Source organism: Sulfitobacter sp. (assembly GCF_041552635.1).
Lineage (GTDB): Bacteria > Pseudomonadota > Alphaproteobacteria > Rhodobacterales > Rhodobacteraceae > Sulfitobacter.
The window spans coordinates 1-13,824 of record NZ_JBFEKM010000115.1 but is presented as its reverse complement, the minus strand read 5'-3'; the positions used below and the strand labels follow the sequence as shown (position 1 = coordinate 13,824).

General features: G+C 58.8%; 16 protein-coding genes and 1 pseudogene. 16 read left to right on the top strand and 1 reads right to left on the bottom strand.

Features of this window, described 5'->3' with window-relative positions:
• From ABYT07_RS13855 to ABYT07_RS13845, 3 genes and pseudogenes are all read left to right on the top strand, one after another.
• Positions 1–580 (top strand): annotated as a pseudogene (locus tag ABYT07_RS13855) (MFS transporter); the annotation flags it as partial.
• A 63-nt stretch (positions 581–643) separates the two neighbouring features.
• Positions 644–1,516, top strand: coding sequence for a 50S ribosomal protein L11 methyltransferase (locus ABYT07_RS13850; protein WP_372992526.1), 873 nt, complete (start codon positions 644–646; stop codon positions 1,514–1,516).
• Positions 1,517–1,571: 55 nt separating this feature from the next.
• Entirely contained in the window at positions 1,572–1,973 is a 402-nt protein-coding gene (locus ABYT07_RS13845; RefSeq protein ID WP_372992524.1) for a hypothetical protein, read from the top strand.
• 148 nt (positions 1,974–2,121) lie between these two features.
• Here ABYT07_RS13845 and ABYT07_RS13840 read toward each other — a convergent pair whose 3' ends face one another.
• Positions 2,122–2,340 (bottom strand): DUF1127 domain-containing protein, encoded by a 219-nt coding sequence (locus ABYT07_RS13840; protein WP_372992522.1) that lies wholly within the window; start codon positions 2,338–2,340, stop codon positions 2,122–2,124.
• 328 nt (positions 2,341–2,668) lie between these two features.
• On the opposite strand from ABYT07_RS13840, the gene ruvC reads away from it, so the two are divergent.
• From ruvC to ftsH, 13 genes are all read left to right on the top strand, one after another.
• Positions 2,669–3,175, top strand: coding sequence for a crossover junction endodeoxyribonuclease RuvC (gene ruvC, locus ABYT07_RS13835; protein ID WP_372992520.1), 507 nt, complete (start codon positions 2,669–2,671; stop codon positions 3,173–3,175).
• Entirely contained in the window at positions 3,172–3,837 is a 666-nt protein-coding gene (gene ruvA, locus ABYT07_RS13830) for a Holliday junction branch migration protein RuvA (protein WP_372992518.1), read from the top strand. Before ruvC ends, ruvA begins: the two co-directional genes overlap by 4 nt.
• Positions 3,838–3,883: 46 nt before the next feature.
• Complete coding sequence (gene ruvB / locus ABYT07_RS13825) at positions 3,884–4,903, top strand: Holliday junction branch migration DNA helicase RuvB (RefSeq protein ID WP_372992516.1); 1,020 nt, start codon at positions 3,884–3,886, stop codon at positions 4,901–4,903.
• 46 nt (positions 4,904–4,949) lie between these two features.
• Positions 4,950–5,573 (top strand): hypothetical protein, encoded by a 624-nt coding sequence (locus ABYT07_RS13820; RefSeq protein ID WP_372992514.1) that lies wholly within the window; start codon positions 4,950–4,952, stop codon positions 5,571–5,573.
• Positions 5,570–5,968 (top strand): tol-pal system-associated acyl-CoA thioesterase, encoded by a 399-nt coding sequence (gene ybgC / locus ABYT07_RS13815; RefSeq protein ID WP_372992512.1) that lies wholly within the window; start codon positions 5,570–5,572, stop codon positions 5,966–5,968. The genes ABYT07_RS13820 and ybgC overlap by 4 nt, the downstream gene beginning before the upstream one ends.
• A gap of 119 nt (positions 5,969–6,087) precedes the next feature.
• Positions 6,088–6,783, top strand: coding sequence for a protein TolQ (tolQ, locus tag ABYT07_RS13810; protein WP_372992510.1), 696 nt, complete (start codon positions 6,088–6,090; stop codon positions 6,781–6,783).
• Between the two features lie 3 nt (positions 6,784–6,786).
• Entirely contained in the window at positions 6,787–7,266 is a 480-nt protein-coding gene (gene tolR, locus ABYT07_RS13805) for a protein TolR (protein WP_372992508.1), read from the top strand.
• A 2-nt stretch (positions 7,267–7,268) separates the two neighbouring features.
• Positions 7,269–8,441 carry an energy transducer TonB gene (locus ABYT07_RS13800; RefSeq protein ID WP_372992506.1) on the top strand — a complete coding sequence of 391 codons (1,173 nt, stop codon included), beginning with the start codon at positions 7,269–7,271 and terminating at the stop codon, positions 8,439–8,441.
• Positions 8,438–9,760, top strand: coding sequence for a Tol-Pal system beta propeller repeat protein TolB (tolB, locus tag ABYT07_RS13795; protein ID WP_372992504.1), 1,323 nt, complete (start codon positions 8,438–8,440; stop codon positions 9,758–9,760). The genes ABYT07_RS13800 and tolB overlap by 4 nt, the downstream gene beginning before the upstream one ends.
• A gap of 93 nt (positions 9,761–9,853) precedes the next feature.
• A complete protein-coding gene (pal, locus tag ABYT07_RS13790) occupies positions 9,854–10,375 on the top strand; it encodes a peptidoglycan-associated lipoprotein Pal (RefSeq protein ID WP_372992502.1) in 522 nt (173 codons plus the stop codon).
• 25 nt (positions 10,376–10,400) lie between these two features.
• Positions 10,401–11,225 carry a tol-pal system protein YbgF gene (gene ybgF / locus ABYT07_RS13785; RefSeq protein WP_372992500.1) on the top strand — a complete coding sequence of 275 codons (825 nt, stop codon included), beginning with the start codon at positions 10,401–10,403 and terminating at the stop codon, positions 11,223–11,225.
• Between the two features lie 18 nt (positions 11,226–11,243).
• On the top strand, positions 11,244–12,503 hold the full coding sequence (gene tilS / locus ABYT07_RS13780; RefSeq protein WP_372992498.1) for a tRNA lysidine(34) synthetase TilS: 1,260 nt from the start codon (positions 11,244–11,246) through the stop codon (positions 12,501–12,503).
• An 88-nt stretch (positions 12,504–12,591) separates the two neighbouring features.
• A partial coding sequence (ftsH, locus tag ABYT07_RS13775; RefSeq protein ID WP_372992528.1) for an ATP-dependent zinc metalloprotease FtsH occupies positions 12,592–13,824 on the top strand: 1,233 nt, incomplete at its 3' end.

Sequence of the window (13,824 nt, the reverse complement as noted above, 5' to 3'; positions counted from 1 at the left end):
TGCGCTGCAATTTATGTCGGGCGCGCGGCGGCAGATTTTTGTCGTTTTTGCCGGGTTCATGATGGTTGAACGCTTTGGCTTTGACGTCCACGAGATCACGCTGTTGTTTTTGGTCAACTTGATTGCCAACATGATCTTTGCCCCTTTGATGGGGCGCGCTGTCAGCTATTTCGGCGAAAGGCGCACTTTGGGGTTCGAGTATATCGGCCTTATCATCGTGTTCCTTGCATATGGTGGTGTGTATTATCTGGGGTGGGGCGTTGTCGTCGCTGCGACGTTATATGTTCTGGACCACATGTTTTTCGCGCTCGCGCTGGCGTTAAAGACCTATTTCCAGAAAATCGCCGACCCGCGCGACATCGCGCCGACGGCGGCTGTTGCCTTTACGATCAACCATATTGCCGCTGTTTTCCTGCCGGTCGGTTTGGGATTGCTGTGGTTGATATCGCCTGCTGCGGTATTCTTTCTGGCCGCCGGGATGGCGGGCGTATCGCTGGCGCTGGCGATGATGATACCGCGCCACCCCGCACCGGGCCATGAGACGATATTCGCGGTCCGCTTGGCGGTCGCTGCGCAGTAGCCAGCCCTTGACGGGGCGGGCCTGCAACCTTACGCGCCGTTTGAACCCTTTTCGGAGAGCAACATGACCACATTCACCGCCCTGACCACCCTTGAGGGACGCAAGCCCGCCTATGCATTGGGCGACGCAATGGAGAATCTGGTACCGGAGCCAACAGGTGTTGGCGTTTTCGAGATGGAAGACGGATCTGGCCTGTGGGAAGTTGGCGGCTATTTCGAAGAGGCCCCCGACGAGACTGCCTTGGCTGTGCTGGCCGCAGCGATGGGGGCGAAGCCTTTCGTCGTGTCGGAATTGCCTGAAACCGATTGGGTTGCGCATGTCCGCCGCGAACTGTCCCCGGTCGCGGCCGGGCGGTTCTTTGTCTATGGCAGTCATGACGCCGACAAGGTTCCTGCCGATTGTGAACCCTTGCTGATCGAGGCCGCAATGGCCTTTGGCACCGGACACCATGGCACCACGCTGGGCTGTTTGCGCGCGCTGGACCGCTTGGCCAATGACGGGATGGTCGGACAGAACGTGGCTGACATCGGCTGTGGCACGGCAGTACTGGCGATGGCCGCTGCGCGCATCTGGCCAAATCCGGTGTTGGCAAGTGACATTGACGAGGTGGCGGTTGACGTGGCGCGGGTCAATGCGGCGGCGAACGGGTTGTCGGACCGGTTGATCTGCGTCGAGGCAGCTGGCTTTGACCATCCTGATCTTGCCGCAAAGGCACCCTTTGATCTGATTTTTGCCAATATCCTCAAAGGACCATTGGTGGCCTTGGCCCCCGACATGGCCGAGGCGCTGGCCCCGCAGGGCAAAGCGATTCTGTCTGGCATCCTGAATGAGCAGGCTGACGATGTTATTGCCGTTTATGCACAATCTGGCATCAATCTGCTTCACAGAGAGATGATTGGTGACTGGACAACGTTAACTGTCCAAAAAATGCCCTAATTCCTTACCCGTTGACGCCTCAATTCGATGCAAATTGTTAGCGATAGGTGGGGTTATGCTGTATTATATGAGTGCAAGAGGTGGGGGCCTTAAGCATTTTGAGGCTACCATGGTTGAAACACACCAAAATTTTGGAAAACGTGTCGCCGACTTGAATCGTAAGAACGTATTGATGGCGAACGGCTATTATACGACGGTCCGCGCTGACGGTTTGGTCATTGCACGACCTGCAAAGCGCTCCATCGCCGTTCCATTTAAAACATTATTGTTTCTTGGGATCTTGTTTTTTATATTTAAGGCGTTGGTCCTGTCGTCCATAGGGCCGGGCACGTATCAGATCAGACTGGGCAAGCTGCAAAGCGGCACGGTCATCGAACAGGCAGGTGCTTGGGTGCTTGGAATTGACCCGGTCACAAAGGCGATTTCGACAAAGGTCGGCCCCATTTTTCGCGGCTGATCCATTTACGGGAGTATCTGGTGTCAAAATGATGCCAAGTCATTTTAGGCAGCACTTTTCAAAAAAGAAAGCCACGCTGACCGATGGGCAGCGTGGCTTATTTTTTAGTCCGGTGAACGCCCGTGCGGCGTCGTCTGCCCATCAGGGGTTAACGGATGAAGTGGTTCAATGCGACTTTGTCGATATCACCGCGCACAAGGCCGATATCGTCCAACTCGCGGTCTGACAGCGAAGACAATGCGTTGCGTGTTACGCGTGCATCATTCCAGGCAATGACATTGCCAGCGATGTCGCCAAGGTGCGAGAAAAAGCGGTTAACGGCAGCCGCTGTGCCATAGGTCGTAGGGGTCGTGTGGAAAACAGCCATTGGAGCCATCCTTCAAAAAAAATTAAGCCGGACGATCCGGCGTTGTGCCCATGAACTAGGCAGATTGAAAACTCCGTACAACACCCACGCGTGCATCCCTGACCTGCGTTTGCTGCATGGCAGCATTACCGCAAAGGCCGTTTTGAAATCTGGCAATAATAAGGCACCCGTGGCTGCCGTTTGGCCGCGCCAAGGCGTCGTTTTCGCGTCATTCGATGCGTGTCGTTGGTGAAATGTGGCCTTTCCAAGGCAGCACGCAAAAAACTTGGTGGATGTTCGCGTTTCGTGCTAACCCTGAAAAAACAAAAAATTTGAGGTATTCAAGCATATGATAAGGGTAATCGGCATTGATCCGGGGCTGCGCAATATGGGCTGGGGCATTATTGATGTGGCCGGAAGCCGACTCAGTCATGTTGCAAATGGTGTTTGCGTGTCCGAAGGGCCCGATCTGGGGTCGCGGCTGTTGTCGCTGCATGGCCAGTTGACGCGGATCATCATGACCTATCAACCGCGCTCCGCCGCGGTTGAACAGACCTTTGTGAACAAAGACGGGGCGGGGACGCTGAAACTGGGTCAGGCGCGGGGCATTGCAATGCTGGTTCCTGCACAGGCGGGGCTGGTCATCGGTGAATATGCTCCCAATACAGTAAAGAAAACCGTCGTTGGCGTGGGCCACGCGGATAAGGGGCAGGTGCTTCATATGGTGAAAATGCAATTGCCGGGGGCTGAAATCGCGGGGCCAGACGCGGCCGACGCGCTGGCGATCGCGATCTGTCACGCCCATCACGGCGGGGCCAGCACGTTGGCGCAAGCAGTCGCGAGGGCTATCGCATGATCGGCAAGATTACAGGTCGTATCGACTACCGTGCCCCTGATCATGTCCTGATTGACGTGCGCGGTGTCGGATACCTTGTCTATTGTTCCGACCGAACCTTGGCAGCATTGCCCGGCGTGGGCGAGGCAGTGGCGCTGTTCACCGATCTGGTGGTCCGCGAAGACCTGATGCAATTGTTCGGGTTTCAAACATTGGCCGAGAAAGAATGGCACCGCTTGTTGACCTCGGTCCAAGGGGTCGGGGCCAAGGCATCGCTGGCCATCTTGGGTGCACTTGGGCCGGACGGGGTCAGCCGCGCGATTGCATTGGGGGATTGGAACGCGGTTAAGGTGGCCAAGGGCGTCGGCCCCAAGATCGCGCAACGGGTCGTTCTCGACCTCAAGGACAAGGCCCCCGGTGTAATGGCGATGACCCAGACGCTGGCCGAAGCCCATGGCGACGTCGAAGCCGTTCAGGTGATCGAAACGCCAGAGCCGAAACGCCGGCCTGCGCCAGCCCCCAATCAATCCGCCCAATCAGAGGCTTTGTCGGCGCTTGGCAATCTGGGCTATGGCCCGGGCGATGCGGCGGGTGCGGTGGCGCAGGCTGCGGCAGACATACCCGACGCAGACACGCCGACGCTGATCCGCGCGGCGTTGAAACTTCTGGCCCCCAAAGGGTAGAGTGTCGGCAACGGCGCGTCTTGCGCCCACAAGCCTTGGATAATGCATGATCGAAAGTGACCCAACCTTGCGGCCCGACCCGATGCCCGGTGATTTCGACCGTGCATTGCGTCCTCAGATGCTAGATGAATTCGTAGGGCAGGCCGAGGCGCGGTCGAACCTCAAGGTGTTCATCCAGTCGGCCAAGCAGCGCGGCGAGGCGATGGATCACACGCTGTTCCATGGCCCTCCGGGGTTGGGGAAAACCACGCTGGCGCAGATTATGGCGCGTGAACTCGGCGTGGGCTTTCGCATGACATCGGGCCCCGTGTTGGCCAAAGCGGGCGATCTGGCCGCGATCTTGACCAATCTCGAAGCGCGCGATGTGTTGTTCATCGACGAAATCCACCGGCTGAACCCTGCGGTCGAAGAAGTGCTGTATCCTGCGTTGGAAGATTTCGAGCTTGATCTGGTGATCGGCGAAGGCCCTGCCGCGCGCACGGTCCGGATTGAATTGCAGCCCTTCACGCTTGTCGGGGCCACCACGCGCATGGGTCTTTTGACCACGCCGCTGCGCGACCGCTTTGGCATCCCGACGCGGTTGCAGTTTTACACCGAGGATGAGTTGTTCATCATCGTCGACCGCAACGCCCGCAAACTGGGGGCCCCCGCAGACGAAGGCGGTGCCCGCGAGATCGCCAAACGTGCCCGCGGCACACCGCGCATCGCGGGGCGATTGCTGCGCCGCGTTGTAGATTTCGCGGTGGTCGAAGGCGATGGCCGCGTGACGCGTGAATTGGCCGACATGGCCCTGACGCGGCTTGGCGTGGATTACCTGGGGCTTGATGGTGCGGACCGGCGCTATCTGCGGATGATCGCCGAGAATTACCAAGGAGGCCCTGTGGGGATTGAAACGATGTCGGCGGCCCTATCTGAATCGCGCGACGCGTTGGAGGAGGTGATTGAGCCGTTTCTTTTGCAACAAGGCCTGATCCAGCGTACCCCGCGCGGGCGGATGTTGGCGCAAAAGGCCTGGACGCATTTGGGGATGGCACCGCCAAAGCCGCTGACCGATTTGTTTGGCTGAAGCGACGGAGCCTTCGGCGAGGATTTTAGACCATTTGGAAGATGCGATGACACCACAAGAAATCGAAGCGTTGTTCACAAGAGAGGACGGAAATTTCCTGTTTGCACGCTGGGGGCGGCCGTTGTCTCCGGTGGTTTTCGGCGTAGATGATGCCACCTTGTCGGTCATCAAGGGGGCCTTGGAAGCTGTTTGCCATTTGGCGGGCCATCAGATGGCTGAGACGGACCCGGAGTTGGGCAGCAATTTTATGGTGTTTTTCTTTAAGGAATGGTCGGAGCTGCCAGAGGTGCCGGGGCTGGACCGGTTGGTTCCGGATCTGGGACCGCTGGTGCAAAAGCTACAAGCCGTCGAGGCAAATCAGTACCGCTTGTTCCGTTTCGATGAGGCGGGGGCGATCAAGGCGTGTTTTGTATTTCTGCGGATGGATCAGCACCTAAGTGCTGTGCCAACGCAAACCTTGGCGCTCAGCCAGATCGTTCAGTCGTTTTTGCTGTGGTCTGATCGGGCGTTCAAAGAACAGTCGCCTTTGGCTGTGGCCGAGGGAACGACCATATTACGGCCCGATATCGCGGGGCTTTTGCGCGCGGCCTATGATCCGGTTTTGCCAGATGCGGCCCAAGATGCATCCCATGCATTGCGTCTATTCGCGCGGCTGGACAAACCCCAATGACCCATTGCTTGCCGATCCGCGTGTATTACGAAGATACCGACATGGCCGGGATCGTCTACTACGCCAACTATCTGCGCTATATTGAACGTGCGCGCAGCGATTGGGTCCGCGAAATCGGCATTGACCAGCTTGAGATGAAATCTGACGGCGTTGTCTTTGCCGTGCGCCGGGTCGAGGCCGATTACCTGATGCCTGCGGTGTTTGATGATCTGCTTGAGGTGCGTACCTGGCCCACGTCAATTTCACCTGCGCGGATGGTCATGCGCCAAGATGTCATGCGCGGCGATCAACTGTTGTTTCAGGCTGTTGTCACGATTGTGTGCATCAATTCAGCCGGTAAACCCTGCCGATTGCCAGCGAAACTCCGCTCAATCCCTGTCCGGGCGGCAGATTGACGCCATATACCTAGCAATCAATATTGCACTCGGCTAAGATTGGGTCAAATAGCGCCTTGGAAAACAGGGCCGTTGAGGCGGAACAGCCCCCACTAGGGCGCAACAAAAGAGCAGTACTGATGGAAGCACAAACGCTGGCCGCGGCGAGTGAGATTGATTTCTCGCTCTTGGGTCTATTCATACGCGCGACATTCACCGTGAAACTTGTGATGATCAGTCTGATCGTGGCGTCCTTTTGGTCTTGGTCGATTATTGTGCAAAAGATCTTGCAGTACCGCCGTGCCAAGGCCGAGGCGGAACGCTTTGACCAGGCATTCTGGTCGGGGGAGCCGCTTGACGGATTGTACGATTCAATCGGACCTGACCCGGACGGTGCCGCCGACAAGATATTTGCGGCTGGCATGACAGAATGGCGTCGGTCGCACCGCGAAGACGGCGGCCTGATCCCCGGTGCCACCGCGCGCATTGACCGGTCAATGGATGTAGCCATCGCGAAAGAAGCCGAAAAGCTGCAAAAGGGATTGCCTGTGCTGGCGACGACCGGATCAACCGCGCCTTTTGTCGGGTTGTTCGGGACAGTTTTCGGGATCATGCATTCGTTTATTGAAATCGCGACCCAGCAAAACACCAGCCTTGTCGTTGTGGCCCCGGGTATCGCCGAGGCGCTTCTGGCCACAGGTATTGGTCTGTTGGCGGCGATCCCCGCCGTCATCTTTTATAACAAGTTGAGCGCTGATTCAGACCGTATCCTTGGTGGATACGAGGCCTTTGCCGATGAATTTGCGACCATCCTCAGCCGCCAGCTGGACAGCTGAGCCATGGCATCTGGTGTGATGAAAAAACAGGGCGGAGGCGGGCGCAGACGGCGTCGGGGCCGCGCACAGCCGATGGCCGAAATCAACATCACGCCGTTCGTGGATGTGATGCTGGTGCTGTTGATTATCTTTATGGTTGCGGCACCGTTGCTGACGGTTGGTGTGCCGGTGGAACTGCCCAAGACCGCAGCCACTGCGCTGCCTTCTGAGCAAGAAGAACCGCTGACCGTGACTGTGCTGGCGGATGGCACTGTGCAAATCCAAAAGACCGAGACCGCGCGCGATGATCTGATCCTCAAGCTGCGGGCCATCGCGGCAGAGCGCGCAAGTGACCGGGTTTTCCTGCGCGCTGACGGGTCTGTGCCCTATGCGCTGGTGATGGAGGTGATGGGTGCCCTGAACGGCGGCGGTTTTTCCAACATCGGGTTGGTCACGGAAACCGGTGGTCCCAAGCTTGACGGCGCAGGCGCGTCAGGCGGATAACCATGCATACCGGGCATTACATTTCTGGTGCGGGGCATTTGGGTTTTATCGCCTTCTTGCTGTTCGGGGGTATATTTACTTCCGAACCCGAGCCGTTTGAGATGCAAGAAGTGTCTGTAATTTCAGCCGCAGAATTTGATGCGATGGTTGCGGGCGCTCAGGCCCCCGATGTGGCCCCTGAACAGCCTGCCGAAATCGCACAGCCCGAAACGCCTGCGCAAGATCCGCAGCCCGCTGCAACGCCCGATGAGACGATCCAACAGCCGCCACCGGTCCAGACCGAAATGCCGCCGCCCGATCCGACACCAGATGTGGCCGAACAAGCGCCGCCCCCCGCAGCATTTGTCAGTGATCAGGCACCGGAATCGCCTGAACCCCCAGCCGAGGTTGCCGTGCTGGCCCCCGAAGTCGCGCCCACACCTGTGCCGCGTCCGGTTGACCGCGTCGCCCCCGAAGCCGTGGCCCAGCCCGACCCCGAAGCCCGCCCCGATGTGGTAGAGCAGCAGGCCGCGACGCCGGATGCCCCAGCTGAGACCGTGGTCGAAGAGGCGCAGCAAGCCACTGCCCCCGAAGAAGCGACAACCGAAATCGTGACCGAAGCTGCCGAAACGCCCAAGGCGGCGCCAACGCAGTCAACGCGCCCGCCTGCGCGTCGCCCGACGCCGCCCGCGCCGCAAGTCGCGGCCAAACCGGAACCCGAAGCCCCTGCGCAAAAGCCCAAACCGGCGCAGCCTGTTGAAACGCCTGCCAAACCTGCCGCAACGACGGATACCGATGCCGTAGCGGCGGCCTTGGCCGAAGCGTTGAGCAGCCAGAATACCCCTGCCGCCACCGCGCCCGCACCGTCGGGTCCGCCGTTGTCAGCCGGGGAAAAGGAAACGCTGCGGGTGGCAGTATCGTCATGTTGGAACGTCGGGTCCCTGTCGTCCGAGGCCCTAAGCACCACGGTTGTGGTCAGTGTCGCGATGAATCAGGATGGCACGCCGCAAAACGGGTCAATCACCATGACCGGCAGTTCTGGCGGGTCACAAGCGGCTGCCAATCAGGCGTTCGAGGCCGCAAGGCGGGCGATTATCCGCTGTGGCGCGCGGGGATATCAGCTTCCTGTAGATAAATTTGGCCAATGGCAGAATATTGAGATGACCTTTAATCCTGAAAGGATGCGCATCAAATGATTTTACGAGTATTGAGCCTCTGTCTGGCGCTGGTTTGCGCCGTCACGGGCACTGCGCAGGCCCAGCAAGGCCCCCTGCGGATCGAAATTACCGAAGGCGTGATCGAACCCTTGCCCTTTGCCGTTCCCAGTTTTCAGCCCGAAAGCGGCGAGGCGGGACAGATGTCCGTTGATCTTGCCCGCGTGGTGTCAGAGGATCTTGTGGGCTCGGGGCTGTTTCGCGAAATTCCGGCCAGCGCGTTTATCTCGACCGTCAGCGATTTTAACGCGCCGGTGCAATATGCCGACTGGAAGGCGATCAACGCACAGGCGCTGGTTACCGGGGCCGTGAATGTGTCGGGCAATACGCTGAGCGTAAAGTTCCGGCTTTATGATGTGTTCTCGGGGGCGGAACTGGGGTCGGGTTTACAATTTCAGGGTACCGTCGATGGTTGGCGGCGCATGGCCCATAAGGTTGCCGATGCCGTCTATTCCCGGATCACCGGCGAAGGCGGTTATTTCGACAGTCGCGTGGTTTATGTGTCCGAGACCGGCGCCAAGGATAGCCGCCAAAAGCGACTGGCGATCATGGATTATGACGGCGCGAATGTGCGGTATCTGACCGACAGTACGTCGATCGTGCTGGCCCCGCGTTTCTCGCCCACTGGCGACCGGATTTTGTACACCAGCTATGAAAGCGGCTTTCCGCGGATTTACGTGCTGGACATCGGATCTGTGCAGCGCCGCGTCTTGGAAAGCGCCGATGGCACGATGAGCTTTGCACCGCGGTTTTCACCGTCGGGGCAGACCGTGGTCTATTCGCTGACCCAAGGCGGCAATACCGACATCTACACCATGGACATCAATACGGGGCAATCGACGCGCCTGACCAATACCCCCGCGATTGAAACCGCGCCCAGCTATTCGCCGGACGGCAGCCGGATCGTGTTCGAGAGCGACCGGTCCGGCACGCAACAGCTGTATATCATGTCCGCAAACGGAGGAGAGCCGCAGCGCATTTCCTTTGGCGAAGGCCGCTATGGCACGCCGGTCTGGTCGCCACGCGGCGATCTGGTTGCGTTCACCAAGCAGAATAAAGGGCGCTTTCATATCGGCGTGATGCGTCTGGACGGTTCAGAAGAACGTTTGCTGACCGCATCGTTTCTGGATGAAGGCCCGACATGGGCCCCCAACGGTCGCGTCATCATGTTTGCACGGGAAACCCAAGGGGTGGGCGGGTCGTCATCGTTGTATTCCGTGGATATTTCGGGGCGTAACCTGAAACCCGTGCGTACACAGGAAGGCGGGTCAGACCCGTCATGGTCGCCCCTGCAACAGTAGAACAGACAGCGCCTTGGCGATTCCCATGCCCAAGGCGCTGTGCTAACGTCATCTTAACAAGAACACATGCCACATCCCAAAAAGGCCGAGCTTATGAACCGCATTTTGACAAGTACACTTTTGATCGCAGCGCTGGCTGTGTCCGCCTGTACCAACCCTGACCGCTTTGGTGCCGATGGCATGAACGGGGCCGGTTCAATGGCACCCGCAAATGGCGGGATGATCCCCGGCAGCGCGAATGACCCGTCCTCGACCGCGTATTTCCAGCAGGCCGTTGGCGATCGTGTGTTGTTCGAAGTCAACCAATCCAACCTGACCCCTGTCGGGCAGGCCACGCTGGACGGCCAAGCGACATGGCTGATCACCAACACCGATTATCAGGCGATCATCGAAGGTCATGCGGACGAACAGGGGACGCGCGAATATAACGTTGCCCTTGGTGCGCGCCGCGCTAATGCCGCACGCGAATATTTGATCTCGCGCGGGGTTGCGGGCAACCGTTTGCGCGTGGTCAGCTATGGCAAGGAACGCCCGATCGAAGTATGTTCGGCCGAAGCCTGTTATGCAAAGAACCGTCGCGCCGTGACGGTTTTGGCGGGCGGCCTGTCCAGCTAAGTCTAAACACCTGAGGATGATTTTTATGCGGTTTGTTGTGATGTTAGCGCTTGGACTGGCCTTTGGGCCAGTCACGGCACAGGCGCAGGATGCGCAGACCTTGGCCGACGTGCGGCAGGAACTGACGATCCTGAATGTCGAAGTGCAAAAACTGCGCCGAGAATTATCCACGACGGGCGGGGCAGCGGTGAACATCACGGGCGGGTCCGTGCTGGACCGCGTCAACGCAATGGAAAGCGAACTTCAACGCCTCACATCCAAAACCGAAGAGCTTGAGAACCGCGTGAACCGCGTTGTTGCCGATGGGACCAACCGGATCGGCGATCTTGAATTCCGTCTGGTCGAACTCGAGGGTGGCGATGTCGGCTCTCTTGGGGCGACATCAACCTTGGGGGGCGGGGATATGCCCGCCACCAACACTGCCCCGATTGCGCCAACTGCCCCTTCCACCAACACTGCCGAACTTGCTGTCGGCGAAGCATCCGATTTTGAGCGGGCGAAGGCGGCGCTCGCTGACGGTGACTTTCGCACCGCCGCAGACCAGTTTACGACCTTTAATCAGACCTACCCCGGCGGTCCGCTAGGGTCCGAAGCCGATCTGCGTCGCGGCGATGCCTTAAGCGGTCTTGGCGACATCCGCGAGGCCGCGCGCGCCTATCTGGCCAGCTTTAGTGGCGATCCCGCCGGGCCTGTGGCACCCGAAGCCTTGTACCAATTGGGGCGGTCTTTGGGGGCTTTGGGGCAGGTCCAAGAAGGCTGTGTCACATTGGGCGAAGTCGCAAGCCGTTTCCCCACCAGCCCCTATGTCGCCCAAGCGCAGGCCGAACGCACGGCGCTGAACTGCCAGTGATCTGGTATCCCTGATCCGATGGTGGCTGACCTGGCGCGTATGCTTGCCGACGGATTGCGAGAAAATCCCCCGAAAACGATCGGCGTCGCGGTATCCGGTGGCAGCGATTCACTGGCGCTGCTGCATCTTTTACACGGCTTTGCGACAGATCACGCCTGCACCCTGCACGTCGCCACCGTCGATCACGGATTGCGGCCCGAAGCCGCTGCCGAAGCCGAAATGGTGGGGGATATCTGCCACAATCTGGGCGTGTCCCACGAGGTGCTGCACTGGCAGGGGTGGGACCGCAGCGGCAACCTGCAAAACGAGGCACGCAAGGCGCGGTACCTGTTGTTGGCTCACTGGGGCCGCAGGCGGCAGCTTGATGTGATCGCCCTTGGCCACACCGCCGATGACCAGGCCGAGACGTTTTTGATGCGCTTGGCAAGGCGCGCCGGCGTTGACGGTCTGTCCGCGATGCCGCAGCGGTTTGAACGCAATGGCATGATGTGGATCAGGCCGTTGCTGCACACGCGGCGGGCCGCCTTGCAGGAATATCTGACACTCAACGGCATTAACTGGGCCGATGATCCCAGCAATGACGACACGCGATATGACCGTGTGCGAATCCGAAACGCCTTGGCGATTCTTGAAGGGATCGGCGTCGAAGCAGGGGCTTTGACCGTTGTGGCGCAAAATATGACCGGGGCAAAAGAAGCCTTAACCCATCAAATGCAACAAATTGCCCGCGATCATGTGTCGCTGCACGCAGGTGCCGTGGAAATTGATGTGGCAGGGCTGAATGCGCAGCCGTTCGAAATCCGGCGCCGCCTGATCGCCCACGCGCTGAAGTGGGTAAACGGGGCCTATTATGCGCCGCGCAGCGCTGCGCTTGGTGATGTGATGACGGCACTCGCCACAGCGCCCTCGGCCACGTTGCAGGGGTGCGAGTTGCGCCATCGTTCAGGAAAGTTATGGGTTTTCAGGGAGTTGCAGGCTGTGTCCGAAATCACCTGCAACATTGATACGCTTTGGGATGGCCGCTGGCGTATCACCCCGCCTGTGCAGTTCACCGGCAAAACAGACGGCTTAACCTTGCGTGCGCTTGGACCGGAGGGACTAATGCTTTGCCCCGACTGGCGCGACTTGGGGCTACCACGGGGTGTGCTTTTGTCTTCTCCTGCTGTCTGGCAGGACGCGCGTCTGGTGGCTGCCCCCCTTGCTGGGGCCTCGCAAAACTGGCAAGCAGTGCTCGAACGCGGTAAAGATACCTTCTTTGCTGTCCACATAACGCATTGAACATGTGCCCATCGCCTCTATCTTATAGGCAACGGGCGCATCGTCTTGGTGCAGTCCCCCGGATTTAGGAGAGTTTCCTTTGGGTAATATGCGTAATCTCGCCTTTTGGGTCGTACTGATGCTGCTGGTTTTGGCACTGTTCAATTTGTTCAGCGGTTCAGGCGGCGGTCTTCAGAGCCGTGAAATCAGCTATTCCGAATTTGTCACCGCTGTTGAAGCGGGCGATGTCCGTAATGTGACGCTTGATGGCGAGCAGGTGCGCTTTCGCCGTGCAGATGGCTCTGACTATGTGACGATCATGCCGCAGGATGCCGAAGTAACATCCCTGCTGATGGCCAATGACGTGCCCGTGCGCGCAGAGCCACAACAGCAGTCCGGTTTCCAGACCTTCCTGATGTCGCTGTTGCCAATCCTGTTGCTGATCGGGGTGTGGATTTATTTCATGAACCGCATGCAGGGCGGCGGCAAAGGCGGCGCGATGGGCTTTGGCAAATCCAAGGCGAAGATGCTGACCGAAAAGCATGGGCGCGTAACGTTTGACGACGTGGCGGGCATTGATGAAGCCAAAGAAGAGCTGGAAGAGATCGTCGAATTCCTGCGCAATCCGCAAAAATTCAGCCGTCTTGGTGGTAAGATCCCCAAAGGCGCGTTGCTTGAGGGCCCTCCCGGTACCGGTAAAACCCTGCTGGCGCGTGCGATCGCGGGCGAGGCGGGCGTGCCGTTCTTTACCATTTCGGGTTCCGACTTTGTTGAAATGTTCGTCGGTGTCGGTGCATCCCGTGTGCGTGACATGTTCGAACAAGCCAAGAAAAACGCGCCTTGTATTGTGTTTATCGACGAAATCGACGCTGTCGGTCGCCACCGCGGTGCCGGCTACGGCGGCGGTAATGACGAACGCGAACAGACGTTGAACCAACTGCTGGTCGAGATGGACGGTTTTGAAGCCAACGAAGGCGTCATCATCATTGCAGCGACCAACCGCAAAGACGTTTTGGACCCAGCTTTGCTGCGTCCGGGTCGTTTTGACCGTCAGGTCAGCGTTGGCAACCCCGACATCAAAGGTCGCGAGAAAATCTTGGGTGTGCATGCGCGCAAAACACCGCTTGGCCCTGATGTTGATCTGCGGATCATCGCCCGTGGGACACCCGGTTTTTCGGGTGCCGATCTGGCGAACCTCGTGAACGAGGCTGCGTTGACCGCTGCGCGTGTCGGTCGCCGTTTCGTGGCAATGATGGATTTCGAATCCGCCAAGGACAAGATCATGATGGGTGCCGAACGGCGTTCGATGGTTCTGACCCAAGATCAGAAAGAAAAGACGGCC

What these genes read in the sequence shown, in the direction of transcription:
- ABYT07_RS13850 (WP_372992526.1), top strand. Translation starts at nt 644, where the DNA reads ATGACCACATTCACCGCCCTGACCACCCTTGAGGGACGCAAGCCCGCC.
- ABYT07_RS13845 (WP_372992524.1), top strand. Translation starts at nt 1,572, where the DNA reads ATGCTGTATTATATGAGTGCAAGAGGTGGGGGCCTTAAGCATTTTGAG.
- ABYT07_RS13840 (WP_372992522.1), bottom strand. Translation starts at nt 2,340, where the DNA reads ATGGCTGTTTTCCACACGACCCCTACGACCTATGGCACAGCGGCTGCC.
- ruvC (WP_372992520.1), top strand. Translation starts at nt 2,669, where the DNA reads ATGATAAGGGTAATCGGCATTGATCCGGGGCTGCGCAATATGGGCTGG.
- ruvA (WP_372992518.1), top strand. Translation starts at nt 3,172, where the DNA reads ATGATCGGCAAGATTACAGGTCGTATCGACTACCGTGCCCCTGATCAT.
- ruvB (WP_372992516.1), top strand. Translation starts at nt 3,884, where the DNA reads ATGATCGAAAGTGACCCAACCTTGCGGCCCGACCCGATGCCCGGTGAT.
- ABYT07_RS13820 (WP_372992514.1), top strand. Translation starts at nt 4,950, where the DNA reads ATGACACCACAAGAAATCGAAGCGTTGTTCACAAGAGAGGACGGAAAT.
- ybgC (WP_372992512.1), top strand. Translation starts at nt 5,570, where the DNA reads ATGACCCATTGCTTGCCGATCCGCGTGTATTACGAAGATACCGACATG.
- tolQ (WP_372992510.1), top strand. Translation starts at nt 6,088, where the DNA reads ATGGAAGCACAAACGCTGGCCGCGGCGAGTGAGATTGATTTCTCGCTC.
- tolR (WP_372992508.1), top strand. Translation starts at nt 6,787, where the DNA reads ATGGCATCTGGTGTGATGAAAAAACAGGGCGGAGGCGGGCGCAGACGG.
- ABYT07_RS13800 (WP_372992506.1), top strand. Translation starts at nt 7,269, where the DNA reads ATGCATACCGGGCATTACATTTCTGGTGCGGGGCATTTGGGTTTTATC.
- tolB (WP_372992504.1), top strand. Translation starts at nt 8,438, where the DNA reads ATGATTTTACGAGTATTGAGCCTCTGTCTGGCGCTGGTTTGCGCCGTC.
- pal (WP_372992502.1), top strand. Translation starts at nt 9,854, where the DNA reads ATGAACCGCATTTTGACAAGTACACTTTTGATCGCAGCGCTGGCTGTG.
- ybgF (WP_372992500.1), top strand. Translation starts at nt 10,401, where the DNA reads ATGCGGTTTGTTGTGATGTTAGCGCTTGGACTGGCCTTTGGGCCAGTC.
- tilS (WP_372992498.1), top strand. Translation starts at nt 11,244, where the DNA reads ATGGTGGCTGACCTGGCGCGTATGCTTGCCGACGGATTGCGAGAAAAT.